This window comes from Hyphomicrobiales bacterium, from assembly GCA_016125495.1.
Classification (GTDB): Bacteria; Pseudomonadota; Alphaproteobacteria; order Rhizobiales; family RI-29; genus RI-29.
Genome location: WGLQ01000007.1, coordinates 103066 through 129287, shown reverse-complemented (window position 1 = coordinate 129287; position 26222 = coordinate 103066). Strand labels below are relative to the sequence as shown.

At 67.4% G+C, this 26222-nt stretch carries 24 protein-coding genes; 19 read left to right on the top strand and 5 right to left on the bottom strand.

Going from position 1 to position 26222, the window contains the following annotated elements; translation table 11 throughout:
* The first annotated feature begins 67 nt into the window (after positions 1-67).
* From nagZ to tatC, 7 genes are all read left to right on the top strand, one after another.
* On the top strand, positions 68-1099 hold the full coding sequence (gene nagZ / locus GC150_06055; protein ID MBI1384456.1) for a beta-N-acetylhexosaminidase: 1032 nt from the start codon (positions 68-70) through the stop codon (positions 1097-1099).
* Between the two features lie 66 nt (positions 1100-1165).
* Positions 1166-2053: a segregation/condensation protein A gene (locus tag GC150_06050; protein MBI1384455.1), complete on the top strand. Its 888-nt coding sequence runs from the start codon at positions 1166-1168 to the stop codon at positions 2051-2053.
* Complete coding sequence (scpB, locus tag GC150_06045) at positions 2043-2912, top strand: SMC-Scp complex subunit ScpB (protein MBI1384454.1); 870 nt, start codon at positions 2043-2045, stop codon at positions 2910-2912. Before GC150_06050 ends, scpB begins: the two co-directional genes overlap by 11 nt.
* Before the next feature lie 169 nt (positions 2913-3081).
* On the top strand, positions 3082-4215 hold the full coding sequence (locus tag GC150_06040) for an ATP-binding cassette domain-containing protein (protein MBI1384453.1): 1134 nt from the start codon (positions 3082-3084) through the stop codon (positions 4213-4215).
* 96 nt (positions 4216-4311) lie between these two features.
* Positions 4312-4530 (top strand): twin-arginine translocase TatA/TatE family subunit, encoded by a 219-nt coding sequence (gene tatA, locus GC150_06035; protein ID MBI1384452.1) that lies wholly within the window; start codon positions 4312-4314, stop codon positions 4528-4530.
* 77 nt (positions 4531-4607) lie between these two features.
* The gene (tatB, locus tag GC150_06030) at positions 4608-5189 is read left to right on the top strand and encodes a twin-arginine translocase subunit TatB (GenBank protein MBI1384451.1); all 582 of its coding nucleotides are present in this window, start codon (positions 4608-4610) and stop codon (positions 5187-5189) included.
* Between the two features lie 2 nt (positions 5190-5191).
* A complete protein-coding gene (tatC, locus tag GC150_06025) occupies positions 5192-5977 on the top strand; it encodes a twin-arginine translocase subunit TatC (protein MBI1384450.1) in 786 nt (261 codons plus the stop codon).
* 96 nt (positions 5978-6073) lie between these two features.
* On the opposite strand, the gene GC150_06020 is transcribed toward tatC, so the two are convergent.
* Positions 6074-6958 carry an EamA family transporter gene (locus tag GC150_06020; GenBank protein MBI1384449.1) on the bottom strand — a complete coding sequence of 295 codons (885 nt, stop codon included), beginning with the start codon at positions 6956-6958 and terminating at the stop codon, positions 6074-6076.
* A gap of 321 nt (positions 6959-7279) precedes the next feature.
* Here GC150_06020 and GC150_06015 point away from each other — a divergent pair, with 321 nt between their 5' ends.
* The 4 genes from GC150_06015 to GC150_06000 all read left to right on the top strand — a co-directional run bounded on the left by GC150_06015 (position 7280) and on the right by GC150_06000 (position 11821).
* Positions 7280-7675, top strand: a complete 396-nt coding sequence (locus GC150_06015) for a hypothetical protein (GenBank protein MBI1384448.1) — start codon at positions 7280-7282, stop codon at positions 7673-7675.
* An 80-nt stretch (positions 7676-7755) separates the two neighbouring features.
* Positions 7756-9054: a serine--tRNA ligase gene (gene serS / locus GC150_06010; protein ID MBI1384447.1), complete on the top strand. Its 1299-nt coding sequence runs from the start codon at positions 7756-7758 to the stop codon at positions 9052-9054.
* Between the two features lie 53 nt (positions 9055-9107).
* Positions 9108-9878, top strand: a complete 771-nt coding sequence (gene surE / locus GC150_06005; GenBank protein MBI1384446.1) for a 5'/3'-nucleotidase SurE — start codon at positions 9108-9110, stop codon at positions 9876-9878.
* A gap of 317 nt (positions 9879-10195) precedes the next feature.
* The gene (locus tag GC150_06000; GenBank protein ID MBI1384445.1) at positions 10196-11821 is read left to right on the top strand and encodes a peptidoglycan DD-metalloendopeptidase family protein; all 1626 of its coding nucleotides are present in this window, start codon (positions 10196-10198) and stop codon (positions 11819-11821) included.
* 92 nt (positions 11822-11913) lie between these two features.
* Here the strand turns inward: GC150_06000 and GC150_05995 are convergent, their stop codons facing one another.
* Positions 11914-12804 carry a DUF815 domain-containing protein gene (locus tag GC150_05995; GenBank protein ID MBI1384444.1) on the bottom strand — a complete coding sequence of 297 codons (891 nt, stop codon included), beginning with the start codon at positions 12802-12804 and terminating at the stop codon, positions 11914-11916.
* A gap of 306 nt (positions 12805-13110) precedes the next feature.
* Here GC150_05995 and yajC point away from each other — a divergent pair, with 306 nt between their 5' ends.
* The 6 genes from yajC (at position 13111) to GC150_05965 (ending at position 19612) form a co-directional block, all read left to right on the top strand.
* A complete protein-coding gene (gene yajC, locus GC150_05990; protein ID MBI1384443.1) occupies positions 13111-13443 on the top strand; it encodes a preprotein translocase subunit YajC in 333 nt (110 codons plus the stop codon).
* 111 nt (positions 13444-13554) lie between these two features.
* Complete coding sequence (secD, locus tag GC150_05985) at positions 13555-15171, top strand: protein translocase subunit SecD (GenBank protein ID MBI1384442.1); 1617 nt, start codon at positions 13555-13557, stop codon at positions 15169-15171.
* 16 nt (positions 15172-15187) lie between these two features.
* Entirely contained in the window at positions 15188-16141 is a 954-nt protein-coding gene (secF, locus tag GC150_05980) for a protein translocase subunit SecF (protein ID MBI1384441.1), read from the top strand.
* Between the two features lie 53 nt (positions 16142-16194).
* Positions 16195-16605 carry a hypothetical protein gene (locus tag GC150_05975; protein ID MBI1384440.1) on the top strand — a complete coding sequence of 137 codons (411 nt, stop codon included), beginning with the start codon at positions 16195-16197 and terminating at the stop codon, positions 16603-16605.
* A gap of 45 nt (positions 16606-16650) precedes the next feature.
* Entirely contained in the window at positions 16651-17574 is a 924-nt protein-coding gene (locus GC150_05970; GenBank protein MBI1384439.1) for a hypothetical protein, read from the top strand.
* A 142-nt stretch (positions 17575-17716) separates the two neighbouring features.
* The gene (locus GC150_05965) at positions 17717-19612 is read left to right on the top strand and encodes a DUF4153 domain-containing protein (GenBank protein ID MBI1384438.1); all 1896 of its coding nucleotides are present in this window, start codon (positions 17717-17719) and stop codon (positions 19610-19612) included.
* 26 nt (positions 19613-19638) lie between these two features.
* On the opposite strand, the gene GC150_05960 is transcribed toward GC150_05965, so the two are convergent.
* The gene (locus GC150_05960; protein MBI1384437.1) at positions 19639-21081 is read right to left on the bottom strand and encodes a methylenetetrahydrofolate--tRNA-(uracil(54)-C(5))-methyltransferase (FADH(2)-oxidizing) TrmFO; all 1443 of its coding nucleotides are present in this window, start codon (positions 21079-21081) and stop codon (positions 19639-19641) included.
* Between the two features lie 133 nt (positions 21082-21214).
* Between GC150_05960 and GC150_05955 the strand changes: the two genes are divergently transcribed.
* Both GC150_05955 and GC150_05950 read left to right on the top strand, forming a co-directional pair.
* A complete protein-coding gene (locus GC150_05955; GenBank protein MBI1384436.1) occupies positions 21215-21862 on the top strand; it encodes a hypothetical protein in 648 nt (215 codons plus the stop codon).
* Between the two features lie 199 nt (positions 21863-22061).
* The gene (locus GC150_05950; GenBank protein ID MBI1384435.1) at positions 22062-23153 is read left to right on the top strand and encodes a transglycosylase SLT domain-containing protein; all 1092 of its coding nucleotides are present in this window, start codon (positions 22062-22064) and stop codon (positions 23151-23153) included.
* A gap of 33 nt (positions 23154-23186) precedes the next feature.
* Here GC150_05950 and parE read toward each other — a convergent pair whose 3' ends face one another.
* Positions 23187-25205 (bottom strand): DNA topoisomerase IV subunit B, encoded by a 2019-nt coding sequence (gene parE, locus GC150_05945; GenBank protein MBI1384434.1) that lies wholly within the window; start codon positions 25203-25205, stop codon positions 23187-23189.
* 428 nt (positions 25206-25633) lie between these two features.
* Positions 25634-26062: a hypothetical protein gene (locus tag GC150_05940; protein MBI1384433.1), complete on the bottom strand. Its 429-nt coding sequence runs from the start codon at positions 26060-26062 to the stop codon at positions 25634-25636.
* Between the last annotated feature and the right edge of the window lie 160 nt (positions 26063-26222).

Genomic DNA, 26222 nt, shown 5'->3' with positions numbered 1-26222 from the left:
CCGCGATCCCCACGGGTTGGGCAGGCGGCCGTGCCGGAACCGGTGGCGGCCCCACAGGGGGGAGCCGATGGCGCGCGCCTTCATAACCGGCTGTGCCGGACCAGTGTTGTCGGCAAACGAGGTCGCCTTCATGCGGGCGGCACAGCCGGCGGGCCTCATCCTCTTTCAACGCAACTGTCTCGGGCCGGACCAGGTCCGACGGCTGATCGCGTCCTTCCGCGAGGCGGTCGGTGGCGCGGACGCGCTGGTGCTGGTCGACCAGGAAGGCGGGCGCGTGCAGCGGTTGCGCGCGCCGGCGTGGCGTGAGCTGCCGGCCGCGGCCCTCTTCGGCAAGCTCTACGAGCACGATCAGCGGGTCGGGCTGACGGCGGCGAAGGTCGTGGCGCAACTCGTGGCGAGCGAACTCGCGGCGGACGGGTTCAACATGAACTGCGTGCCGGTGCTCGACGTCCCGGGCGCGGGGGCGCACGAGATCATCGGTGACCGGGCTTTCTGCTCCGACCCGGCGGCCATCGTGGCGCTGGGCGAGGCGGTGGCGATCGGGCATCTCTCGCAAGGCGTTCTGCCCGTCATGAAGCACGTCCCCGGACACGGGCGGGCGATGGCCGACAGCCACGAGGAACTGCCCGTTGTCGATGCCCCGCTCGAGGAATTGGCGAACGTCGATTTCATTCCCTTCCAGGCGCTGCGCAACATGCCGGCTGCGATGACCGCCCACGTGCTCTATCGCAATCTCGACCCGGACCAGCCGGCTTCGACCTCGCATGCGATCATCGCCGAGGTGGTCCGACGGTACATGGGCTTCGAGGGGCTCTTGATGAGCGATGATCTCTCCATGAAGGCGCTGGAGGGAAGTGTCGCCGAGCGGGCGCGGGCCGTCATCGCGGCCGGTTGTGACCTCGCGCTGCACTGCAACGGTCAGCTCGGCGAAATGGAAGCGGTCGCGTCGAACGTCCCGGTCCTCGGGGGAGCGGCGGCGGTTCGCTTCGAGGCGTGCATTGCCTTGACCGGTCGCCGCGAGGCGTTCGACCGGGAGGGCGCGGTGGCGATCGTGCGCGAGATGCTCGGCGGCGGCGGTTGGCATGCCGCCGTCGGCTGAGCCGATGCGCCCCGGCGAGCACCGGCGACGAGCCGCGCTTGCGCAGGTGGTCGCGGAGTAACGGCGATGACCGCGACGCACACGGGTGAGCCCGATCCCGGGGGCGATTTCTTTTCCGCCTCCGACCGACCGGAGAGCGCACAAGAGGGCGCCCTCCTCGTCGATGTCGCGGGCTTCGAGGGGCCGCTCGACCTCCTCCTCGCGCTCGCGCGCACGCACAAGCTCGATCTCACCGCGATCTCGATGCTCGAACTCGCCGAGCAATACCTCGCCTATGTCGAGGCGCTCGGGCCCGGCAGCCTCGAGACCGCCGCCGACTATCTGGTGATGGCGGCGTGGCTGGCGTTCCTCAAGTCGAAACTGCTGCTGCCGCGCGAGGTGGGGCAGGCGGACGAGCCGAGTGGAGCCGAACTCGCCGCACGGCTCGCCTTCCGCCTGCAGCGGCTCGCTGCGATGCGGGATGCGGCAGCCCGGCTGATGACACGCGACCGGCTCGGTGTGATCGTGGTGGGGCGCGGGGCGCCTGAGGCGGTGCGGCACGAGCGCGACAGCGTGCATGCAGCGACGTTGCACGACCTCGTTGCGGCCTACGCGGGGTTGCGCCAGCGGACCCTTCCGGCCGAGGTCCGGCTGCCCGAGCGGGTTGTCTGGTCGATCCGCGAGGCGCGCGAGCGGTTGGAACGGTTGCTGGGAGAGACGCTGGACTGGGCACCGCTCGAAACTCTGATGCTCCACTATCTCGCCCCCGGGCTGGACGTGCGTGGCGTGTTGGCGAGCAGCTTCGGGGCGAGCCTCGAGCTGGCCCGCGAAGGCGAGATCGAGCTGGCGCAGACGGAGGCATTCGCACCCCTCTATCTCCGTCGCCGTCACGGCGGCACCGAGGGGCCGGCGGGCGGCGAGGCAGTGGGCGTGCAGGACGGGACAAGAGGCGGAGGGGCCCCGGATGGCAAATGACACCGAGGGGGCGACCGAGGCCGGCGATGGTGAAGGTGCCGCGGCGCCGGGTGCCGGGGGTGGCGCGTCGCGCGACGGTGAGCGCAAGGGTTCCGGCGTGGTCAGCCTGCTGCCGGCCCCGGAAGACCGCGAAGCGCTGCGCGCCCTCGAGGCGCTGATCTTTGCCTCGAGCGAGCCGGTCGATGAAGCAACGCTCGCCCGCCAGCTCGATCCCGACTGCAATGTGCCGGAGCTGCTGGCGGGACTTCAGCGGCTTTACGAACCGCGCGGGGTCAATCTCGTCAAGCGTGGCCGTGGCTGGGCCTTTCGCACCGCCCCGGACCTGGCGCACCTCATGGTACGCCACACGGTCGAGCAGCGCCGCCTGTCGCGGGCCGCGCTCGAAACGCTCGCCATCATCGCCTACCATCAGCCGGTGACGCGGGCGGAAGTCGAGGAAATCCGTGGGCACGCGACGAGCAAGGGAACGCTCGACGTGCTGCTCGAACTCGATTGGGTGCGCATGCGCGGGCGGCGGCGGGCGCCGGGCAGGCCGGTCACCTACGGGACGACGGAGCGCTTTCTCGACCAGTTCGCGCTCGAGAGCCTCAAGGATTTGCCGGGATTGAATGAACTCAAGGGGGCGGGACTGCTCGATTCGCGGCTGCCGCCGGGCTTTACCGTGCCCGAGCCGGACGGCCTCGAGGGCCTCGCGGACAACGAAGACCCGTTGGAAGACGACGGCATCGGCGAGCCGGAGCTGGAGCTGGACCCCATCGGGGACGACGACGAGGCGGAGCCCGAGGCGGAAGACGGCGATGCCACGGGTGGGACGGCGGCCGGGAATGCGCGCCCCCCGGGAGACGAACGGTCGAGCTAGGCGCCGGGAGCGCGCGGCATGCCGCGTGATTTCGGCCGTCGGGGGCCGATGGTGACGCAATTGTCGCTCCAATGGTGCGCTTTGCCGCGACAGATGCCATATGCTGTCGTTGGACACCGGCGAGGCAGCGGTCGTGAACAAGCATTTCGTTCAGGCGGACGGGGGAGAGATGGCGGGCGATCCGCAACGGCCATGGTCGGGGCGGGCGAGTGCGGCTGCAACCATCGCCGCGCGTCTGAGGTTCGATGCCGTCGAATGCCGTTTCGACGGACATCCGGCGGTCGCGGGCATCACCCTCGAGGTGGCGCCCGGCGAGATCGTGTGTCTGCTCGGGCCATCCGGGTGCGGTAAGACGACACTGCTGCGGCTCGCGGCCGGCATTGAGCGGCCGAGCGCGGGACGGATCCTGCTGGACGACCGCGTCGTCGCGGGTGACGGCCAATTCGTGCCGCCCGAGGCGCGCAATGTCGGGCTCATGTTCCAGGACTTCGCGCTCTTTCCGCACCTCAGTGTCCTCGAGAACGTGGCCTTCGGCCTGCGGGCGCTGCCGAAGGCCGATGCGCGCAGTGCCGCGCTCGCCGCGCTCGAGCGCGTCGGTCTCGCGCGCCTCGCCGATCTCCACCCCCATACCCTTTCGGGCGGTGAACAGCAGCGGGTGGCACTCGCGCGCGCCATCGCACCGCGCCCCCGGGTGCTGCTGATGGACGAGCCGTTCAGCGGGCTCGACGTGCAGTTGCGGGAGCTGATGCGCGAGGAGACGCTCGCGATCCTCCAGGAGACGCGGGCGACGTCGGTCATCGTCACGCACGATCCCGACGAGGCACTGATGCTCGGGGACCGCATCGCGGTGATGCGCGAAGGGCGGATCGTGCAAATCGACACGGCCGAGGAACTCTATCGCCATCCACGAGACCTCTTCGTAGCGCGCTTCTTTTCAGAGGTGAACGAGGTGGCCGTGCGGGTCGAGCAGGGGCGCCTCACACCCAATCTCGGTGACGTGGATATCGCGGGCATGCGGGAGGGCGAGACCGGCGTGCTCTGTATCCGCCAGCGCGGCATCCACCTCACAGAGCCTGGAACGGGGCGGGCGGGGCGCGTGCGCAATGTCCGGTTCCGCGGCGACCTGGCGGTGATCGAGGTGGCGGTGGCGGGGCTGGAGCGGCCGCTCAAAGCGCGCGTTCGCGATGGCCATGCGCCCGCCAAGGGGGCCGATGTCGGCGTCATCTTCAGCGAGGGCGCGCTGCTGCTGTTTCCCGACAAGCCGGGCCCGGCTGGCGCCGGAGACGGGCGCCGGGCCCCGTGATCGCCGCAATGGCGGGCCAGCGTGTTGTTGCAGGTCAGCCGGCGATTCTGTATGTGTTGCGGAAGTGCAAGCCCGCGTCAGTCAAGGAGATAAACCATGAGCCTCGGGCCCTGGCAGATTATTCTGATCGTCGTCCTCGTGGTGTTGCTCTTCGGCCGCGGTAAGATTTCCGAGCTGATGAGCGACGTCGCAAAGGGCATCAAGAGCTTCAAGAAGGGCATCTCGGAAGACGAGGCCCCCAAGGATCCCAAGGTCATTTCGGCCGATGCGACGAGCGCGGAAGCGCGCGATCGCGAGAAGACGCAGGCGAGCTGACGCCGCCGCGCCTTGCAGTCGAGGTTGGCGGGGGCCGCCCGTGCGGCTCCCCTCCGCCCCTCTTGGGATGATTGGCCATGTTTGACCTAGGTTGGAGCGAGCTCCTGGTGATCGCGGTCGTCGCGATCATCGTCGTCGGCCCGCGCGACCTGCCGGTGCTGCTGCGCAACGTCGGGCGCTTCGTCGGGCAGATGCGGCGCATGGCCAACGAGTTTACGCGCCATTTCAACGAGGCGGTGCGCGAAAGCGAACTCGATGACGTTCGCAAGAAGATCGGTACGGTGACGACCGCCAACCCGCTCAAGGACATCGCACAGGACGTCAAGAAGGCCGTCGAGCCGGTGGCGAGCGTCGCGGATAAGGCCCGCGCGGCGGTGGCCGAGCCGAGCCCGTCGGCGGCCACGACGGGCGCACCGCCAAAGGGCACCGCGGGCGGAGCCGCGCCTTCGGCCGGTGCTGCGAGCCCCGCCACACCAGCGGCGAACACGCCAACCACGGCAAGCAACGTCACGCCGATGCCGGTGGCCGCGGCCAAGACGGAGGCGGCTTCCGCGGATGGGACGGCGGCGGACGGTGCAAAGCGCGGCAGGGTCGCGGAGCGCGCCGAGCAGGCCTGGAAAGCCGCCGCCAACGACGATAGCGCGAACCAGGGCGGTTGAGCGTGAGCGATCAGGACATCGAAGCCTCTAGGGCGCCGCTCGTCGAGCACCTCGGCGAACTTCGCCAGCGCCTCATGTGGGCGATTCTGGCGATCGCCGTTGCCTTCGTCGTCTGTTTCTACTTCGCAACGGACATCTACAACCTGCTGGTCTACCCCTACGCGGTCGCCGCGGGCGTGCCGATCGGTGAGTTGAAACTGATCCAGACGGCGCCGCAGGAATGGTTTTTCACGCAGATCAAGCTGGCGCTCTTCGGGGCGATGTTCATCGCCTTTCCGGTCATCGCGACGCAAATCTACATGTTCGTCGCGCCCGGGCTCTACAAGAACGAGCGCGGAGCCTTCCTGCCGTACCTGTTTGCGACGCCCGTGCTCTTCGCGCTCGGCGCGGCGCTGGTCTATTTTTTCATCATGCCGCTCGCCATGGCCTTCTTTCTCAGCCTCCAGCCGACCGGCGAGGAACAGGTGAAGGTGGAGCTGACGGCCAAGGTGTCCGAGTACCTCGGGCTCATCATGACGCTGATCCTGGCCTTCGGGATCTGCTTTCAATTGCCCGTCGTCCTCACGCTTCTGGCGCGCGTCGGTCTCATCGGATCCGACACGCTGCGCCGCAACCGCAAGTATGCGGTGGTCGCGGTATTCGTGGTGGCCGCGGTTCTGACACCGCCCGACCTCATCAGCCAGATCGGCCTCGCGGTGCCGACCCTGCTGCTCTATGAGGGTTCGATCTGGGCCGTTCGGATCATCGAAAGAAGGCGCGAACAGGAAAGCCCGGCCGAGGAGGCGTGATGCCGGGGCGCTCTGACCGGTCGCTCGCACCGGAATGCATCGGGCGACGGGCGGACGGGCGGCGGATGTGGAGCGCCCGCAGGTCAGATCCTCGCGCTAGGCCGACTTTCCGGGCGCCACCTCGCGAGCGCGTGGCCATTCGATGAGAATGAGCGCCAACCCCGCCAACACGATCGCACCGCCGACGAGCAGGCCCGGCGTCAGTGCCTCGCCGAGGAAGACGATGGCGCCCGCTGTCGAGAACACCGGCAGTAGGAGCAGGAACGGGGCGATCGAGGAAATCGGGTGGCGGCGGATGAGCGAGTTCCAGAGCCAATAGCCGAGAGCCGTCATGACGAGCCCCATGTAGGCGACCGTAATCCAGACGACGGGGCCGGCCGTTCGGATCGCCTCGACGTGCCCCTCTTCGAAGATCAGCGAGATGACCGTCAATTCGACGGTGGCGAGAACCGCGACCCAGGTCGTGACGGTAAGGCCATCGACACCTTCGAGCCGGCGGATCAGGGCCTGGCCGATCGCCCAAGTGAACGCCCCAGCCATGACGAGCAGCAGCGCATGGAGGGCGCCGGCAACGCGTGGCTCGCCGGCGATCAGGTAGACCCCCGCAAAGGCGAGCGCGATGCCGATCCACTTGCGGATCGCGACCCGCTCACCAAGGAAGATGGCGCCAAGGAGCGTCAGGAACGGCACCTCGAGTTGGAGGACCAGCACGGTGGCGGAGGCGTCCAACCCCTTCAACCCCGTGAAGGTCATCGAATATTGCAGGGCCGAGCCGATCAGCGAGATCACCAGCAGTGCCCCCATGTGCGCGAGCGGCGGGCGCACGAACCAGACGAGCGCGAGCGCGGTCACGCCGAACCGCAGCGCCATGAGCAGGATGGGTGGGAAATGCGCCACCGCCGCCTTGGCGAAGACGAAGCCCATGCCCCAGACCAGGGCGACGGCAACGCCCATGGCGTAATCGGCGAGGGTGAGGCGCATGGCGGCTCCGATCATGAGGGGCTGGCAACGAGGTGGGCGAGGCGTGCCCCCAATATGCTCACATCGGGGGCGGCGCGTCGCGGAATTTGCGGCATCGCCGCCGATCGATCCAGTCGGTAACCTGCCGGTAAGCAGGTTGGGCGATGCTCGGTTCGTCCGGGATCGTTGAAACAGGTCTCGATCGACCGCTCGAGATCGCGGCGCTTTGCCAATTGGCGGCGCGAGCGCGGTTGGGGCTCATCGGGTGACCGGGCGTGATGGCAAAGGCCGAGGTGTCCCGTTGGGGCCGAACCCGGCAGACCGGGCAGGCGAGCACCCTCCATGCAATTTCGAATGCGGCCAACGGTCGTGCGGCTCTCGGCCGCGTTCGTGCTGATGCTCGTGGCAAGTGTCGTCGCATTCTCGGGCGGCCGTGAGACGGGGCCCACTTTCGGCGAGGGGCATGGCGGGGCAGGCGACTTCTTTGCCGCGACCGGCCTCTGGATCGCCGTACTTCTCGTTGGACGCCAGCTCTCGGGATCGTTCCGCAGCCTGCTCGCCGTCGCTCTCGTGGCGGTTTTCGGGGTGTTGGCGATCGTCGCGGGGATCGGTGCCTGCCGGCTGCCGCTGCTTTCCCTGGAATTCCTCGCCACCGCCCTCGCCGGGCTTTCCTGCCTCGCATCGGCAGCACTCGGCATGCGCCGGATCCGCGCCCTACTGAGCGCGGCAGAGGCCTAGTGGACGGCGCCGCCGCAAGCGCCTAGACAGCCCCGGAGACATGCGCGCGCAAGGCGCAGCGCGGCGGACGGGGTTCTGTCATGTTCGACATCAAGTGGATCAGGGAGAATGCGGCGGCGTTTGACGGCGCACTCGCAAGGCGAGGGCTCGCTGGTGAAGCCGCGCGGCTCATTGCGCTCGACGATGCGCGCCGCGCGGTCATTGCCCGGGTGCAGGACGCCCAGACGACGCGCAATTCCGCCTCCAAGGAGATCGGCAAGGCGAAAGCGGCCGGCGACAGTGCACGCGCCGAAGCGCTGATGCGGCAGGTGGCGGAGGCCAAGGCGGTGCTGGCGACCGGCGAGGACGAGGAGCGCCGCGCGACCGCCGCCCTAGAGGATGCCCTCTCGCGCATCCCCAACCTGCCGCTCGCCGAGGTGCCGGACGGCAAGGACGAGAACGACAACAAGGAGGCGCGGCGTTGGGGCGAGCCGCGCACGTTCGATTTCACGCCGCGCCAGCACTTCGAGATCGGCGAAGGTCTCGGCCTCATGGACTTCGAGACGGCGGCGAAGATCTCCGGTGCCCGCTTCGTCGTCCTCAAGGGAGAGATCGCGCGGCTCGAGCGGGCGCTGGCGAACCTCATGCTGTCGCTGCACACGGCCCCGGCCGAGGGCCAATACGGTGGCTATACGGAGTGCGTGGTGCCGCTGCTGGTGCGCGATGCGGCCGCCTACGGCACCGGCAACCTGCCGAAGTTCGAGGAGGACTTGTTCAGAACAACCAACGACTTCTGGCTGATCCCGACGGCCGAGGTCTCGCTGACGAACTTCGTGCGCGATGCGATCACCGACGAAGCCGAACTCCCGATGCGGCTGACCGCCTGGACACCGTGCTTTCGCTCGGAGGCGGGTTCGGCCGGCCGAGATGTGCGCGGCATGATCCGCCAGCACCAGTTCTCCAAAGTCGAATTGGTCTCGATCACGACGCCGAAACAAGCGCTGGACGAACACGAACGCATGCGCGCCAACGCCGAGCGCGTGCTCGAGGTGCTGGGCTTGCCCTACCGGACGGTCGTGCTCTGCACGGGCGACATGGGGTTCGCCAGCGCCAAAACCTACGACATCGAGGTCTGGCTGCCGGGGCAGGGCGCCTATCGCGAAATTTCCTCCTGCTCGGTCTGCGGCGATTTCCAGGCCCGGCGCATGGGCGCGCGCTACCGCAAGGCGGGGGGCAAGGAGCTCGGCTTCGTGCACACCCTCAACGGTTCAGGCCTCGCGGTCGGGCGCACGCTCATCGCGGTGCTCGAGAACTATCAGAACGCCGACGGAACGGTGACGGTACCGGAGGCGTTGCGCCCGTTCATGGGCGGCGCGGAGGTCATCGGCCGCAAAGGCTGACACACGAATCGGCTCCACCGACCCGAGTTCCGGGCTGGAGCGGGAGAGGAACCATGCGCATTCTGCTGACCAACGACGATGGGATCGAGGCGCCGGGCCTCGACGTGCTCCAGCAGATCGCGAGCGAGCTTTCGTCCGACGTCTGGGTGGTGGCGCCCGAGACGGACCAGAGCGGGGCGGGCCATTCGCTGACGCTGCGCGAGCCGTTGCGCTGCCGAAATGTCGGCGAACGCATCTACGCGGTGCGCGGGACGCCGACCGACTGTGTCATCATGGCGGTGCGCCATCTGATGGGCGGCGAAAAGCCGGATCTCTTGCTGTCGGGCGTCAACCGGGGCCAGAACATGGCCGACGACGTCACCTATTCCGGCACCATCGCGGGCGCCATGGAAGGCGTGCTGCTCGGCATCCCGTCGATCGCGATGAGCCTCTGCATCCGCTTTCAAAGCCCCGATTCGATCCACTGGGAGACGCCGATGGCGCACGGCTCGGGGCTCGTTCGCCGGCTGCTCGGGGCGGGCTGGCCGTCCGACGTGCTGGTCAACGTCAACTTCCCGGACCGCCCGCCCGCCGAGGTCGAAGGCATCGCCATCACCCGGCAGGGCCGCCGCGACCAGGGCCTCCTCAATATCGTCGACCGCATGGATACGCGCGGCCACCCCTACTACTGGTTCGGCTTCGAGCGCTCGAAGTCGCCGCCCGAAAGCGGCACCGATCTCTGGGCCACCCAGGAGGGCATGATCTCGGTGACGCCGCTGCATCTCGACCTCACGCACGAGGTGACGCGGAGGGCCCTCGCTGGCATTGCCGGGCCGATCATCTGAACGCGGGCGGCCCACCTGCGTTCGGTCGGGACGGCGCAACAGCGTTGCGGCGCGCGCCGGGCGTCTCCGCGATATCGTCACAGTGCCGCCGAGTTTGCCTCACTTTTCCGCGCTATTCGCTTGGAAGCGGACCAAGTGCGCCGCGCCCGGGCGCTTCGCCCGTGGCAGCCACTTGCAATACGTCACGCGCATTCCGTTGCAGGCTCCTACGGCTTGGGCGGGATCAGTCCGGCAGCTCGGTTGCCCGGGTCGTGCCCAGGTGGTGCGACGATCGTCGACGACGCGGGGTCGCGACGAAGGAGCGTCGGTCGCTCTCCATGGGGCAGCCTCGGTCGGGCGCGGGACGTGCCGGCATCCGAGAGGGCCGGCTGAGGAGAAAACGGATGCGCATTAAGCCCACGTTAACCCAGTCTCGGTTAACTGACCCCTGTCCTTCGTATCGGGTAATGGGGCGTGTCGTGCGTAAAGCTCAATCACTGGTCGGTCTGCCGAGAACTCCTGTGCTCGCCGCGGCCGCCAGTTGCATCCTCCTGGCCAGCTGCAGCGCGGATGTGACGCGCTTCGATTTCCCAGTGCTCGGCCTCACCGAGGATTCATCGACCAACTCCCTGCCGGTGCCGCCGGAATCGGTGCCGCGCTATGCACCCAACGAACAGGCGCGCCCCTATCAGAACGAGCAACGTGATCCCAACTGGGGCGGCACGTTCGACAGCGGTACGGCGCGCTCGCGGGAACTCAGCCCCGACTATGGCGCGCGGGCGCCCGAGCCGTATCCGGCCAGCCCATCGGACGGCGGATATACCTATGGTGGCGCCGCGCGCTCGACGCCGAGCTATCAGGCGCCCGTCGCCGAGCCGCGTTCGCTCGAGCGGCGCCGCAGCTATTCGACGTCTCCGAGTGCCGGGACGCGGAGCGGTGCCTACGAAAGCGAGGGCAGCGCGACGCTGAATTCCACGACCAGCGGAGCGGACGAAACGGTGACGGTCGCCACCGGCGATACGCTCTATGGCATCGCGCGCCGGCATGGCGTCAGCGTTTCGGCGCTGATGTCGGCCAACGGCCTCACCAACTCGAGCATCCGCGTCGGCCAGAAGCTGGCGCTGCCGGGCTCCACGGCGGCTCGATCGCTGCCGACGCGACAGGTCGAGACGCGTGACGTCGTGCGCGAGACGCCGCGCGTGACCGCAGGCTCGGGCGAGTATCGCGTGGCACCGGGTGACAGCCTCTATCAGATCGCCAGCAACCACGGTGTCAGCGTTCGTGATCTGCAGGATGCCAACGACATATCGGACCCGACGCGGCTCAAGATCGGTCAGGTTCTGACCATCCCGGGTGGCTCGAGGTCCTATACTTCCGGCGGCCCGGCCTTTGCGGAGGCGCGCAGGACGGGCGACATGCCAAAGCTGCCGGCCTTCGAGGTGGAGAGCCCGCAGGTCGACGAGCCAGTCGACGCGCCGCGTGAGCGCACCGCCTCGATCGACGAGAGCGGCGGTCGCAACCTGCCCTCCGCGGCCGAGGCGACGGGTGGCGGCGATGCGAGCCTCGATACCGGCGGACAGTTTCGCTGGCCGGTCAAAGGACGCATCGTGATGGGCTTCGGGCGGCGCAGCGACGGCTCGCACAACGACGGCATCAACATCGCGGTGCCGGCCGGCACCTCGGTCCGGGCCGCCGCCGACGGCGTCGTCGCCTATGCCGGCAGCGAGCTCAAGGGGTACGGAAACCTCGTGCTCATCCGCCACGACGACAACTGGGTCTCGGCTTACGCCCACAATGAGAGCCTGCTGGTCGCGCGCGGCGACAAGGTGCGGCGCGGTCAGGTGATCGCAAAGGCCGGACTCACCGGTTCGGTCGATCAACCGCAGGTGCATTTCGAGTTGCGCAAGGGCTCCAAACCGGTCGATCCGATGGAGCACCTGGCGAGCGCCAGCGCCAGCAACTGAGCAAGGCTCGAGGTCGCAAGCTCAACAGGTTCCGACTGATGGAAGCGCCCCGCTGCCGGCTTGGCAGCGGGGTTTTTTCGCTCCCCCGGGGATCAGGCGTCGATCGGCACACCAAGCCGACCGGCGAGGTCCTGGATGAACTGCCAGGCGACGCGGCCCGAGCGGCTGCCTCGCGTGATCGACCACTCCTTGGCCTCGGCGGCGAGGCGCTCGTCGTCGACGACCAGCCCGAAGTGCGACGCATAGGCGCGCACCATGGCGAGGAAATCGTCCTGCGAGCAGTTGTGAAAGCCGAGCCAGAGACCGAAGCGATCGGACAGTGAGACCTTTTCCTCGATCGCCTCGTGCGGGTTGATGGCGGTCGAGCGTTCGTTCTCCATCATATCGCGCGGCAGCAGGTGGCGGCGGTTCGAGGTCGCATAAAAGAGGACGTTGCGCGGCCGGCCCTCGATGCCGCCCTCGAGTACCGCCTTGAGGGACTTGTAGGAGGTGTCGTCGTGGTCGAAGGAAAGGTCGTCGCAAAAGACCACGAAGCGCTCGGTCGCGGCACGTAGATGCCGCAGGCAGGTCGGCAGACTGGTGATGTCCTCGCGGTGGATTTCGACGAGGCAGAGGCGCGCGGCCGGCTCCAACCGTCGGACTTCGGCATGGACGGCCTTGACCAGTGAACTCTTGCCCATGCCGCGCGCACCCCAGAGGAGGGCGTTGTTGGCGGGCAGGCCCCGGGCGAAGCGCAACGTGTTGTCGAGCAGGGCGGCGGCCTGGCGGTCGATGGCGCGCAGCAGGGCGATCGGCATGCGGTTGATGCGCGCGACGGGTTCGAAGCGCTCATCGGGAGCGGACCAGACGAATGCCTCGGCGAGCGTGAAGTCGGGTGGTGGTGGTGGTGGCGGGGCGAGGCGCTCCAGGGCTGCTGCAATACGCTCCAGCACGGCGCCTTCGCCGCCGGTCGTCACCGCGCCTGCCGAGGGTTTCCGCGCCATGTCGTGCTCCGTTCCCGGGCTCGCCAGCGGCCACCCGTCAGTGCGCCCGCATATCGCCGGGTCGGGTCGCTGGCAAGCGCGCGCTGCCGATCGTGAAGGTGAGCGGTCCGACAAGAGCGGTGGCGCCTGCGCGGCCGTGGCGCCGGCGGGACTTGCGTGCTAGTCGGTTGCATTGCATCGGGGCCCCACTATAGTCGCCACATTTTCCGGAGCCGGCGGCTCAGGGAGCAATCGACCGAACTCGAACTGCAAGGGCGCGGCGCTCGACGACGAGGCAGCGCAGCGGATGTCTCACGAGAGGATCACATGCTGATTACGCCAGCCTATGCTCAGGGTGCGCCAGCCGCCGGCGGAGGCGACTTCCTTTTCTCGCTGCTCCCGTTCGTGCTGATCTTCGTGATCATGTACTTCCTCATCATCCGGCCGCAGCAGAAGCGGATGAAGGACCACCAGGAGATGATCAGCAACATCCGCCGGCGCGACGAGGTGGTGACGGCCGGCGGGCTCATCGGGCGCGTCTACAAGGTCGGCGACGAAGAACTCGAGATCGACTTGGCCGAGAACGTACGCGTCAAGGTCGTGAAAGGCACCATCACGCAGGTGCGAACGAAGGGCGAGCCGGTGCGCGACAAGCCCTGAGCCGCGGTTGTGCCGGCTGGCGGCGTCGTCCGGATGGATCGGACATGATGCGCCGCCCGCGCACCGCAATGAATTCGACCGTTTCCGGAACCACGACGGGCTGCTCGAGATATGCTGCACTTTGCACGCTGGAAGATCATAGCCATCTGCGCGGTCTGCCTTGCAGGCCTCGTCTTTGCGCTGCCGAACGTGTTCCCGCGTTCGCAGACGGCGCAGTGGCCGAGCTGGCTTCCAAACAAGGGGGTCAGCCTCGGCCTCGATCTGCGTGGTGGCTCGCATCTCCTGCTCGAAATGAACATGCAGGAGCTGGTGGACGAGTGGCTCGAGGGCGTGGTGGACGACGTGCGCCAGCGGCTGCGCAGCGGCGGCGTGCAATACACCGGCCTGCGGCGGACGCCGAGCAACGTCGAAGTGCGGATCACCAAGCCCGAGGACCTCGAGAAGGCGCGAACCGCGCTCGCCGAAATCTCCCAGCCGCTCGAGACCAACGTCTTCACCGGCGTCCAGGGCAACGATCTGACGATCGCGACGGGCGCGGGCAATCTCATCAGCCTGACGCCAACCGAGCCGGCGCTCGTGCAGCGGGCCAACAACGCGATGGCGGCCTCGATCGAGACCATTCGCCGGCGCGTCGACCAGCTCGGCACGACCGAGCCGAACATCCAGCGCCAGGGACGCGACCGCATCCTCGTGCAAGTGCCGGGCCTCGATGATCCGCAGCGCCTCAAGGACATCATCGGCAAGACCGCCAAGCTCGCCTTCCACGAAGTGCATCCGAGCGTGACGGCGAGCGACGCGCGCCTCGCGCGGCCACCGGCTGGCTATGCGGTCTATGCCGGGCGTGAGGCGGACGGGGGCTTCGAATACGTTCTGAAGGTGCGCCCGGTCGTCACCGGCGAGGAGCTCGAGGACGCGCAGCCCTCGTTCGACCAGCGTGACAACCAGCCGGTGGTGACGTTCCGCTTCAATTCGTCGGGTGCGCGCAAGTTCGGACGCTACACGCAGGCCAACGTCGACCGCCCGTTCGCCATCGTGCTCGACAACGAGGTCATCTCGGCGCCGGTCATCCGCGAGCCGATCCTCGGTGGTACGGGACAGATTTCGGGCAACTTCTCGGTCCAGGAGGCCTCGAACCTCTCGATCCTGCTGCGTTCCGGCGCGCTGCCGGCTTCGCTCACCATCGTCGAGGAACGCACCGTCGGGCCGAGCCTCGGGGCCGACTCGATCGCGGCCGGTGAAATCGCCGGGGTCATCGGTCTCGGCGCGGTCGTCGTCTTCATGATCGTGACCTACGGCATGTTCGGCATTTTCTCGACGGTCGCCCTCCTCGTCAATATCATCCTCATCCTCGGCGCCCTCTCGGCGCTGCAGGCGACACTGACGCTTCCCGGCATCGCCGGCATCGTGCTGACCATCGGCATGGCGGTCGATGCGAACGTGCTGATCTATGAACGAATACGCGAGGAACTGGCGGCCGGAAAATCGCCGATCAACGCGATCGACACGGGTTATTCGCGGGCGATTTCGACCATTCTCGATGCCAACATCACGACGTTCCTTGCCGCCATCATCCTGTTCTGGCTGGGCTCGGGGCCGATCCGTGGCTTTGCCGTGACACTCTCGATCGGCATCTTCACCTCCGTCTTCACCGCATTCGTTCTGACGCGCCTCATGGTCGCGGTCTGGCTCAAGGGCCAGAAGCGCCGGGCGGTCGAATTGCCGATCTAGCCAGGGAACCCCAGACATGTCCTTCCGTGGCTTCGATTTTCTTCCACGCAACACGCGCATCGGCTTCGTTGCGTTGCGCACCATCGCGTTAGGGCTCTCGTCCCTCGCCATGATCGGCTCGGTCATCCTCTTCCTGACGGCGGGGCTCAATTTCGGCATCGACTTTCGTGGCGGCACCCTGATCGAGATCAAGACCCAGGAGGCCAAGGCTGACATCGCCGGTCTGAGGGCCAAGCTCTCCGGGCTCGGCCTCGGCGACGTCTCGATCCAGGAGTTCGGCGCGCCGAACGACGTCCTCATCCGCGTGCAGGAACAGGAAGGGGGCGAAAAGGCACAGCAGGAAGTGGTTGCCAAGGTGCGCGCAGCGCTCGGCGACGGCGTTACCTACCGGCGCACCGAGGTGGTCGGGCCGACGGTCTCGGAGGAGCTGAAACGCGACGGAACCTATGCGGTCGTCGCGGCGATCCTCGCGGTGCTGCTCTACATCTGGTTCCGCTTCGAATGGCAGTTCGCCGTCGGTGCGGTCGTCGCGCTGGTGCACGATGTCGTGCTCACCATAGGGATCTTCTCCCTGCTGCAACTGGAGTTCAATCTACCGATCGTGGCGGCGCTGCTGACCATCGTCGGCTACTCGCTCAACGACACGGTCGTCGTCTACGACCGCATTCGTGAAAATCTACGCAAATACAAAAAGATGTCGCTGCACGAGTTGATCGACATATCGATCAACGGCACGCTCTCGCGCACGATCCTGACGTCCGGCACCACGCTGCTCGCGCTCATTGCACTCTTCGTTTTCGGCACCGAGGTGATCAAGGGTTTCACCTTCGCCATGATCTGGGGCGTCGTGGTCGGCACCTACTCGTCGATCTTCGTTGCCGCGCCCTTGCTGCTGGTACTCGGGGTCAGCCGGGAGTGGTCGGGAACGGGCGGCGCCAAGGTCAAGGAGCCGAAGCCGAGCAACAGCTGACGTAGCCCAATGATGGCGGCCGGCGCGAGCGAAGGTAGGACGAGGCGGTGGCCATCGAGGACAGGAGTGCGAGGGGCGCGGCCGGGCAGACCGGTCCGACCCACTATTTTTCCGGGCGCGCGCCGATCGATGCCTATGGCAACGGCGGCTTCCGATTCGCCGAGATCGGTCACCGGGGTTCGCTGCTCATTCTCTCCGATCGGATGTGCGCCTGGCCGGTCACCGGTGCCGAAGGGGTGCGGCTCGAGGACTTCGCCCTCGTGCTTGCCGAAGTCGGACGGCTCGAGCTGCTGCTCTTTGGCACCGGAACCACGCAGATTTTTCCTCCCACGTCGATCGCGGATGCCTTCGAGGCCGCGGGGATCGGCCTCGAGGCCATGGCGACGGGGGCGGCCTGCCGGACATACAACGTGCTGGCGGGCGAGCACCGCGCGGTCGGCGCCGCGCTCATCGCGGTCGACTGAGGGCTGACGTCGAGCCGTTGAGGTGCCGACGGCGGAGCAGGCAGCATGGCGAGCCAGGAGCCAGAACAGAATCGGCAATCCGTCGAGCGCTCGACGGGCACGGGCGCGAGGGCGCTCGTCGACAGTGCGCGGGCACATGCCTACGATGCCTATCTTTCCGCATTGCTCGCGCCGCGCCGCGTGCGACCGCAGCTTCTCGCGCTCGCCGCCTACGAGGGCGAGGTGTCGCGGGTTCCCGATCTCGTCAGCGAGGCGATGCTGGGCGAAATCCGTTTGCAGTGGTGGCGCGATGCGGTCGCGGCTGCGGCTGCGGGAAGCGGCGAGCCTTGTGGGCATCCCGTCGTCGATGCGCTGTCGGTTGGTCTCGCGGCCGGTCGGCTCAACGCGGCGTTGCTGATCGGGCAGGCGGATGCGCGCTCGTTCGATCTTTCCGGCGGGCGCATGGAGGATATCGGCGCGCTCCGGGTTCACATGATGAAGACGCACGGAGCGGCGATGCAGCTGGCCGCGAGCGTTCTGCTCGATGGTTCTCCGGAGGTCGGCGATCGGTCGACCGGTGATCTGAGAACTGCGCTCGAGGAGGTGTGCGCGGCGGCCGGCATCGCCTATGGGATCGCCCGGTTGCTCGCCTCGCTCGCGCGCTACCGGCGGCTCGGTGCCGATCCGCTGCCGCCGGAAATTCTCGAGGGCGGTTTCGAACCAGGGTGCGACCGCAAGGCACTTGCGGCAGCGATGGCGCACCTGGCTGCGGAGGCGCGCTCGGCGCGGGCGCGGGCATGCGGCGGGTTCGTCGGGCTCGGCGCGGCGGCGCGCACGGTGGCGCCGGCGCTCCTGCGCCTTTCGCTGGTCGAGGCCTATCTCGCGAGCGCGCTGGCCGGCCGGCACGATCCGTTCTTGGAGATGGTGGAGATCAATCCGCTCGGGCGGGTTTGGCGGCTGGCGCATGCGCGCTTTCGCGGGCTCTGCTGAGTGGCGCCCGCACACCCCATCGTCAGAGACCGGTGGCGCATTCCGCAAGCGCCACGGGTCCGCCATGGGGCCGGGTTAATCCCGGCGAACCAGCGGGCCGAAACTCCAGCGGCCTCGGGGTTGTGTGCAACGGCGACAACGGATGGGCGAAATGGGCGACAACGAGCGACCGTGGTGGCGGCGACTGGCGGATCTGGTCATTCCGCGTATCGGTCTCGCGTTCGCGCGGTTTCCGATTTCGATGGCCTTCGCGGTGGCTCTCACCCTTTTCTATTTCTTCGACCTCGACGAGGCGGTCGGGCTCTCGCTCGATCACGAGTGGCGGCCGCTGATGATCCTCGTCAGCGGCTTTGCGATGGCCTTTGCGGCCGAGCTCGGGGCGGGGCCCGAGGGGCGCAGCGGTCTTGCGTTGCGCATGGCCGCCATTGGTGCGCTGACGTTGCTGGTTGGTCTTGCCGTCTGGAACGATGTCCGGATCGCGTTGGAGCCGCTGATGCTGCTGTCCGCCCTCTGGCTCGCCATCGGCGTCTGGCCGAGCCTCGTGCGGCCGGTCGACAACGACGGGTTCTGGGCCTTCAATCACAATCTCTGGGTCGGCTTTGCGATGGCAGGGCTTGGAGCGATCCTCTTCGGCGCCGGTCTTTCGGCGATCATCTGGACGCTCGACTACCTGTTCGGACTGAAATTCCCGGATGAAGCACACGAGAAAATCTGGATCCTCGCGCTCTGTTTCGTGGCGCCGCTCAATTGGCTGACGCTGGCGCCGAAACCCGGCGAGGTCGAACTCGAAGAGGATCGCAGGGAGTTCACCTCGCGGGCGGTGACGGTGCTCGTTGCCTACATCCTCGTGCCGCTGCTCATCGCCTATACGGCCATCCTCTATGCCTATGGCGCGACGATCGCCGCCCAATGGGCACTGCCACAAGGCAGGATCGGCTGGATGGTGCTGCTGTTCGGCTCGGTCGGCATGCTGTCGGCGCTGCTCGCCTATCCGGACCGGCAAACGGGCAATGCCATCGTGCGCTGGTTCTGGCGCAATTGGTTCTGGCTGGTTCTCGGCCCGACGCTGCTCATGTGCGTGTCCATCTACGAGCGGGTCGCGGCTTACGGCTGGACCATCGAGCGCTATCTCGTCGCGGCGGCGGCTCTCTGGTTCGTGGCGATCGCGGGGGTCTATGCGCTCGGTGCATCGCGCCGCGACCTGCGCCTCATGCCGGGGCTGCTCGCGGTGCTGCTGCTCGTCTCGAGCGCCGGACCCTTCGGTGCACGCGGCCTGTCGGTCGCGAGCCAGGTCGAGGAGCTGAGCGATCTGGCGGAAAAACACGGGCTGATCGAGGGTGGCCATCTCGTCAAGAACACGGACAAGGCGATCCCAGAGGCCGACCGGGAGCGCTTTTCCTCCATCGTCTATTATCTTGCGCGCGACGACCTCGATGCGCTCGCCCCCCTCTTTCGCGCCGACGATCCGGCGAGCCCCTTCGCGGAAACGGTTGGCAGCGGAGATCGCGCAGGAGCCGTGCTCGCCTATCTCGGCGGTCCGACGGCGCTCGCCTTCAGGCCGTTGCTCGGTTTCAACCACGCCAATCCGGTCTTTTCATTGCCGGGTGGATTGAGGGTTCTCGCCAACCTCTACGTCGCGAGTACCGATCACAAGGGAGGACAGGCCAGCTACGTGCTGAATGGAGCCGCCCTCGAGGTGCGGCTCGCCGGGGACGTGCTCACGATCGTCATGACGGACGGAGAGCAGCACACCTTCGATCTGACCCGGGTGGCGGTCGAACTCGGCTTTGCACCCGGCAGCACGGAAAGAAAGGCGCCGGGGAACGATACGGGCGAGGCCAAGCCGCCGGCGAAGGAGGCATCGATCGCGCCGGGAGGACCTGTGTTCATGCCGGTCTCGCTCGTTTGGGACGACAGCGGACAGCAGCGCGCAGGCATTCTGCCACAGATGCTCAACGGGAACTGGCGGGACGACGGGCGGCTGGCGGGAACCTATTTGAGCTTCCTGCTGGTGCTTCGCGACAGTGAGGGGCGCTAGCTGCGGGCAGGTCGGCTGGCGAGCGATCAGCTCGCGGTATCGGCAAGGGCCGTCCAGTGCTCGGTCCATGCCGCAAAGTCGACGAGTGCGCGGCGGGCGGTGGCCGTCCGCCGCGCCGCGGTCCTCTCCTTGCCCTTGATCCGTCGACCAGCGCTTTCGGGCGCATCCTCGATCGGTGGAAAGAGCCCGAAGTTGACGTTCATGGGTTGGAATGAGCGCGGGCGGGGCGGTTCATTTGTTTCCTCGCCATCCTCGTTCGCCGCGACGTGACCGCCGGTGATGTGTGCGAGGAGGGCGCCGTGGGCGGTGGTGGCGGGTGGTGGAGCCAAGGCGATGGCGCGCCTTTCGGCCGCCGCGAGGCGGCCCGCGATCAGGCCCATGGCGGCCGATTCCACGTAGCCTTCGACGCCGGTGATCTGGCCGGCAAAGCGCACGAGTGGACGTCCTTTCAGTCGCAGCCGGGCGTCGAGGAGGCGCGGGCTGTTGATGAAGGTGTTGCGATGGAGGCCGCCGAGGCGAACGAACTCGGCGCTCTCGAGACCCGGGATCATGCGAAAGACGCGCGCCTGCTCGCCGTATTTCAGCTTCGTCTGGAAGCCCACCATGTTCCAGAGCGTGCCGAGGGCATTGTCTTGGCGAAGCTGCACGACGGCGTAGGGGCGTTCCGTTGGCTTGTGGGCATTGGTCAGTCCGACCGGCTTCATGGGCCCGTGGCGCAAAGTTTCGCGGCCGCGCTCGGCCATGACCTCGATCGGAAGGCAGCCGTCGAAGTAGGGCGTGTTCGCCTCCCACTCCTTGAACTCGGTTTTCTCGCCGGCCAGCAGCGCGTCGATGAAAGCCTCGTATTGGGCGCGGTCGAGCGGGCAGTTGAGGTAGTCGGCGCCGGTGCCCCCAGGACCCGGTTTGTCGTAGCGCGATTGGAACCAGGCGATGGAGGTATCCACGGTGTCGATCGCCACGATCGGGGCGATGGCATCGAAGAAGGCGAGCTGATCCTCGCCGGTTTCCCGGAGAATGGCCTCGGTGAGGGCGGGCGAGGTCAGCGGGCCGGTCGCCACGATGACGTTCGAGGCACCAGGCGGCACCAGGGCTTGGCCTTCGCCACGGCGGATGGTGACGAGCGGGTGGTTTTCGAGTGCCGCCGTGACCAGCGCGGAAAAGCCGTGGCGGTCGACGGCGAGGGCGCCACCGGCTGGCAGCTTCGCGGCATCGGCGCTCGCCATCACGAGCGAGCCGGCGAGCCGCATCTCTGCATGGAGAACGCCGACCGCATTGTTCTCGGCATCGTCGGAGCGGAACGAGTTGGAGCAGACGAGTTCGGCGAGCCTGTCGGTCTGGTGCGCCTCGGTCGCACGGGCCGGGCGCATCTCGTGCAGGACGACCGGTACGCCCGCAGTGGCGAGCTGCCAGGCCGCCTCGGACCCCGCAAGGCCGCCGCCGATGACGTGAACGTGCTCGAGTGTTGCCATGCAGCGACGACTAGGGGAATTGCGCACCGGCGGCAATCTCCAGCAATTGGAGAACCGCTCGGGGATCGGCTATCTCTCGGTTCGGGATTCTCGTGGCTGCCGCAAAACCATCCAGGGTCGACAGAACAGCATGATGCGACGGGTGATCATTGCACTGGCCGCAGCGGTCGGGTTGTCCGGGTGCACCTACGAGCGCAACCATGGACCTCAGGCGCATTTCTACGACTTCAAGACGCAGGAGCCGCGCGGCAATACGGTGACGGTCTGCGCCGCCTACGGCTGCAAAGTGCAGACACGGGTGACCTTCTCGAAGGCGCACATCGCCGAAATCAGCCAGATCATGGAAAAGACCCGCAAGGCCGACACTCCCGATGAGGAACGGCGCGCGGTGGCCTATGCGATCGGCTGGATGGAGCGTCACACGGGCGCGATCACCGGCACGTCCGCCGATCGGCCCGGGATGGAGTACGCTGGCTCCGGTGATCCGACGCAGCAGGACTGTGTCGACGAGGCGACCAATACGACGAGCTATCTCCTCGTGCTCCAGAACAACGGGTTCCTCCGGCACCACAAGGTCGGCACGCCCTTCTCGAAGGGCAATCTGCTGCTCGGCGGGATCAAGCAATGGCCGCACTGGACGGCTGTGCTGCTGGAAAACAACAGCGGCACGCGTTACGCGGTCGACTCCTGGAACTACGAGAACGGCGAGAACCCGGCCATCGTCGATGCCCGTGAATGGTATATCGACGATCTCGACAATCTGCCCAAATCCACGACCTGACCGTGCGCGCGACGTGAGGCGCTGCTTGCCGGCGGTGGCCATTCATCGGACGCCGCCGTGTGCTCGGCTGCCGGACCTGGCCGTACGCTCTCGGCGGGAATTGACCTCGAATCGTCGATCTCTCGATAGCGCCTGGAAATCGTTCAGGGTTTTGAACTAGGATGGAGGCACTCGAAGCACTCCTGCCCAGGCTGTCGTCATGGTACCGCGTTCGCGATCGTTGCTTTGCCCGACCATCATGATGCTCGCCCTGTCGGGGGCAGTGGTTGCGTGGGCGAGCGATGGAGGCCCGACCGTTGCGGTATCGACGCCGGTTGCGGGCGCCAACGCCGGGGGGCCGGCACCGTCAGGAGAGCCGGTGCGCGCTTCTGGTGCGCTCCCAGCGGCAGCGCCGGCGGTGCCGAGCGATGAAAAGGCCACCAGCTTGCCGGGCCTCGACGGTGGCGCAAGTCCGTCCACCGGGGGCGCGGGGGGCGCATCGTTGCCGGGCCGCCGCCTCGCCATCGGCGATCCCGATTATCTGCCGCGGCTCTGCGACCTGATCGAGCGAGAGGCGCGTGCCAAGGGGTTGCCCCCGTCGTTCTTTGCGCGCCTGCTCTGGGTCGAGAGCAGCTTCAACCCCAACGTCGTCAGCCACAAGGGCGCGCAGGGCATCGCGCAGTTCATGCCGGGCACGGCGGCGCTGCGTGGTCTCGCCGACCCCTTCGATCCCGAGCAGGCGATCCCGGCCTCGGCCGCCCTGCTCGCCGATCTCAAGGCTCGCTTCGGTAACCTCGGCCTCGCGGCGGCTGCCTACAATTCCGGTGAGGGCCGCGTCTCACGCTGGCGCCAGAAGCAGACCTTCCTGCCGCTCGAGACGATCAACTATGTCGTTGCGATCACCGGGATCGAGGCTGAGCGCTGGGCGGCCGAGGATTTCGCCGAGCCGACCCCGCCGGCCGAGACGAGCGAGGCATTCCAGAAGGATTGCCGGGCGCGCAAAATTCGTCACCTCAAAGGGCCGGGTGGGGGTGCCGGTGCCGCCGCCAGCGCGCCACGTCAGCCCTGGGGCGTGCAGATCGCGGGTGATTTTTCGCATGCCAAGGCCATGCGGATGTTCGAGTCGGTGCGCAAGAAGCACGCAACGATCATCGGTTCGCGCCGCCCGTTCCTGGTCAGCGAAACGAACCGCAGTTTCGGGCGCAAGCAGCGCCACAACGTGGTGCTGGGTGAAGCGACGCGCGAGGGAGCCGAGGCGCTCTGCGCGCGCCTTCGCAAGTCCGGCGGGTTCTGCGTCGTGGTCAAGAACTGAGGATGGCACCGAAGCGCCATCGATCGCCGCTGGTCAGACGTCGAGTTCATCGCTCGAGGTGAAGGCGGCGCGCTCCTGGATGAAGCGGAAACGCGTCTCCGGCTTGTTGCCCATGAGATCGTTCACCGAGCGCTCCGTCGCCCCTTCGTCGTCCACGATCGCGACGCGCAGCAGTCGGCGGCGCGATGGGTTCATGGTGGTCGCCTTCAGTTCCTCGGCATTCATCTCCCCGAGGCCCTTGAAGCGCGAGACCTCGATCTTGCCCCGGCCGGCAAAGCCGCCTTCGATGAGGCGATCGCGCTCGGCGACGTCGAGGGCATAGAGCGTCGTGGTGCCCTGGCGCAACTTGAAGAGGGGGGGGACCGCGAGGAAGAGGTGCCCCTGCTCGATGAGCGGACGCATCTGGCTGTAAAAGAAGGTGATCAGGAGCGAGGCGATGTGGGCGCCGTCGACGTCGGCGTCGGTCATGATGATGACGCGCTCGTAACGCAGGTCCTCCTCGCGGTAACGCGATCCCGTGCCGCAGCCGAGGGCCTGGACCAGGTCGGTGATGAGCTGGTTCTGGGCGACCTTGGCGGAGGTGGCGTTGGCGACGTTGAGGATCTTGCCGCGCAGCGGCAGGATCGCCTGGATCTCGCGGTCGCGGGCCTGCTTGGCGGAGCCGCCGGCCGAATCACCCTCGACGATGAAAATCTCCGTACCGTTCGCGGACTGGCGCGAGCAGTCCGTGAGCTTGCCGGGAAGGCGCAGCTTGCGCGTCGCGCGCTGACGATCGACGTCCTTGTCGCGCTTGCGTTTCAGGCGCTCCTCGGCGCGCTCGATGACCCAGTCGAGGAGGCGCGTTGCCTGAGCGGGGCTCTCGGCCAGCCAGTGGTCGAACGGGTCGCGCAGGTTCTGTTCGACGATGCGCTGGGCCTCGGCCGTCGAGAGGCGGTCCTTGGTCTGGCCCTGGAACTCGGGATCGCGGATGAAAACGGAGATCAGGCCCGCTACGGTGCCCATGACGTCGTCGGCCGTGATCTGGGCGGCCTTGCGGTTGCCGACGAGTTCGCCATAGGCGCGCAGGCCGCGCGTCAGCGCCGTGCGCACGCCGGCTTCGTGGGTCCCGCCGTCGGGGGTCGGGATGGTATTGCAGTAGGAATCGAAGAAGCCGTCCTGATTGGCGATCCAGGAGATCGCCCATTCGAGCGAGCCGTGGCCGCCTTCGCGCTTGATGTGGCCGGCAAATGCGTCGCGGGCGACGAGTTCGGCCTTCTCGAGGCGGGAGGCGAGGAAATCCTTGAGACCGCCAGGGAAATGGAACACCGCCTCGGCGGGCGTTTCGGTTCCCTCGACAAGAGCGGGATCACAGCTCCAGCGGATTTCGACGCCGCCGTGCAGATAGGCCTTCGAGCGGGCCATTCGGAACAGCCGCGCTGGCTTGAGGCGGGCACCAGTTCCGAAGATCTGCTCGTCGGGACGGAATTTCACCGACGTGCCGCGCCGGTTGGGTGTGGGGCCGAGGGCGCGGAGGGGACCGAGGGGGAGACCTCGCGCGAAGCTCTGGGCATAGAGCTGACGGCCGCGAGCGACCTCCACCTCTAGGTGCTCGGAGAGTGCGTTGACGACGGACACGCCGACGCCATGGAGTCCGCCGGCGGTGTTGTAGACCTTGGTGTCGAATTTTCCGCCCGAGTGGAGCGTGGTCATGATGACCTCGAGGGCGGACTTTTTCTTGAACTTGGGATGGGGATCGACGGGGATGCCGCGGCCGTTGTCCGTGACGGTGAGATATCCGTCTGACTCGAGGTGGACGGTAATGCGGTCGGCATGACCGGCAACCGCCTCGTCCATGGCATTGTCGATCACCTCCGCGAAGAGGTGGTGCAGCGCTTTCTCGTCCGTGCCGCCAATGTACATGCCGGGGCGGCGGCGCACGGGCTCCAGCCCCTCGAGCACCTCGATGTCGGCGGCGGTGTAGTTCGCCTCGGGGTTGGCATCACGCGTGCCGCGCCGGCGCGGGGTCTCGGCCGGCTCGTCGAGGGGCAGCGAGAGGTTGGATTTCGATGCCATTTTCGATCCCCAAATGGATGGCCAGGCGAACGCGCCGCCACGATGCCTCGGCAGGGCGGGCGAGGCAGGCGACTCGTCCCTGCGGACGTTGCCGCAACTTCCCTGCCGCCTTACGAAATGCTCGCCGGTCGGCAACGAATGACGGCACCGACCGGCGAGCGCATGAGGTGCCATGCCGCAGGGCAATTGGCAAGTGACGGCAGGCCACATCGGCGCGAGAGACGTGGCGCGCGATTCGGCGCCCTGTGTGACCGGACGGGGGCGCTGCGCGGCTCTGGCTTGCACGAGCGCCTTCCCGGAAAACCGAAGGCCTCCGCTCTTGCGAGCGGAGGCCCTCCTTGCGATCTCCCTGTCGGGAGGATCCTTTGCGTCCCTATCGCGGCGCCGATTCGCGCAGGGGGACGAACAGGCGCCCGAGCGACGGGCGCTCAGTTGTGATGCGCGTTGCCGAGGCCGGCGAGATGCGGCGGCAGCGTCGCACGCTCCGACGCCTGCGGTTCGCGGGCCGGGCGCGTGTGCGCCTCCTGGAGATGGCGAAGCGCATCGTGGAGGCTTTCCATCAGCGGATCGCCGGCGCGCGCCTGGCTGCCGAGCCCGAGCGTGTCCATTTCCTTCTCGAGTTCGTGCGCATAATTATCGAGGATCGGCTTCACCGCGCGCTCGAGCTGCTCGATGAACCGCTTGCGCGACTGGCCGAGGGCGACGAAGGAATCGCGGTTGTCGAAATTGAGGACGCCCTCGGGTCCCCGCATGCCGCGGATGCCGCTGGCGAGGAGATCCCGGCACGCCCGGATCTCGTTGATATAGTCCTGCTGGTATTCCCGCTTCAGCGCCTGCAAAGCTTCAGAACGTTCCATGGTGCCCTCTTGCCCCCGCGTTACCAAACAGTTGCCGCTTTAATTTCCCGAAAAGCCGCCGCGCGATTTCCCCCTGAGGAGAGGAGTTCCTTCGCGTGGAGCGACTCGATCAAGAATCACCATGACGACTCTTCCGATAGGCGGGCTCGAGCGCAAGAGA

Bases quoted from the DNA above. Each gene is read 5' to 3' on its own strand.
- serS (MBI1384447.1), top strand. From the start codon at position 7,756: ATGTTCGACATCAAGTGGATCAGGGAGAATGCGGCGGCGTTTGACGGC.
- GC150_05960 (MBI1384437.1), bottom strand. From the start codon at position 21,081: ATGGCAACACTCGAGCACGTTCACGTCATCGGCGGCGGCCTTGCGGGG.
- GC150_05965 (MBI1384438.1), top strand. From the start codon at position 17,717: ATGGGCGAAATGGGCGACAACGAGCGACCGTGGTGGCGGCGACTGGCG.
- GC150_05995 (MBI1384444.1), bottom strand. From the start codon at position 12,804: ATGGCGCGGAAACCCTCGGCAGGCGCGGTGACGACCGGCGGCGAAGGC.
- secF (MBI1384441.1), top strand. From the start codon at position 15,188: ATGTCCTTCCGTGGCTTCGATTTTCTTCCACGCAACACGCGCATCGGC.
- scpB (MBI1384454.1), top strand. From the start codon at position 2,043: ATGGCAAATGACACCGAGGGGGCGACCGAGGCCGGCGATGGTGAAGGT.
- yajC (MBI1384443.1), top strand. From the start codon at position 13,111: ATGCTGATTACGCCAGCCTATGCTCAGGGTGCGCCAGCCGCCGGCGGA.
- GC150_06050 (MBI1384455.1), top strand. From the start codon at position 1,166: ATGACCGCGACGCACACGGGTGAGCCCGATCCCGGGGGCGATTTCTTT.
- GC150_06000 (MBI1384445.1), top strand. From the start codon at position 10,196: ATGGGGCAGCCTCGGTCGGGCGCGGGACGTGCCGGCATCCGAGAGGGC.
- GC150_06015 (MBI1384448.1), top strand. From the start codon at position 7,280: ATGCAATTTCGAATGCGGCCAACGGTCGTGCGGCTCTCGGCCGCGTTC.
- tatA (MBI1384452.1), top strand. From the start codon at position 4,312: ATGAGCCTCGGGCCCTGGCAGATTATTCTGATCGTCGTCCTCGTGGTG.
- surE (MBI1384446.1), top strand. From the start codon at position 9,108: ATGCGCATTCTGCTGACCAACGACGATGGGATCGAGGCGCCGGGCCTC.
- GC150_06040 (MBI1384453.1), top strand. From the start codon at position 3,082: ATGGCGGGCGATCCGCAACGGCCATGGTCGGGGCGGGCGAGTGCGGCT.
- GC150_05955 (MBI1384436.1), top strand. From the start codon at position 21,215: ATGCGACGGGTGATCATTGCACTGGCCGCAGCGGTCGGGTTGTCCGGG.
- GC150_06020 (MBI1384449.1), bottom strand. From the start codon at position 6,958: ATGCGCCTCACCCTCGCCGATTACGCCATGGGCGTTGCCGTCGCCCTG.
- GC150_05940 (MBI1384433.1), bottom strand. From the start codon at position 26,062: ATGGAACGTTCTGAAGCTTTGCAGGCGCTGAAGCGGGAATACCAGCAG.
- parE (MBI1384434.1), bottom strand. From the start codon at position 25,205: ATGGCATCGAAATCCAACCTCTCGCTGCCCCTCGACGAGCCGGCCGAG.
- tatB (MBI1384451.1), top strand. From the start codon at position 4,608: ATGTTTGACCTAGGTTGGAGCGAGCTCCTGGTGATCGCGGTCGTCGCG.
- nagZ (MBI1384456.1), top strand. From the start codon at position 68: ATGGCGCGCGCCTTCATAACCGGCTGTGCCGGACCAGTGTTGTCGGCA.
- GC150_05970 (MBI1384439.1), top strand. From the start codon at position 16,651: ATGGCGAGCCAGGAGCCAGAACAGAATCGGCAATCCGTCGAGCGCTCG.
- GC150_05950 (MBI1384435.1), top strand. From the start codon at position 22,062: ATGGTACCGCGTTCGCGATCGTTGCTTTGCCCGACCATCATGATGCTC.
- secD (MBI1384442.1), top strand. From the start codon at position 13,555: ATGCTGCACTTTGCACGCTGGAAGATCATAGCCATCTGCGCGGTCTGC.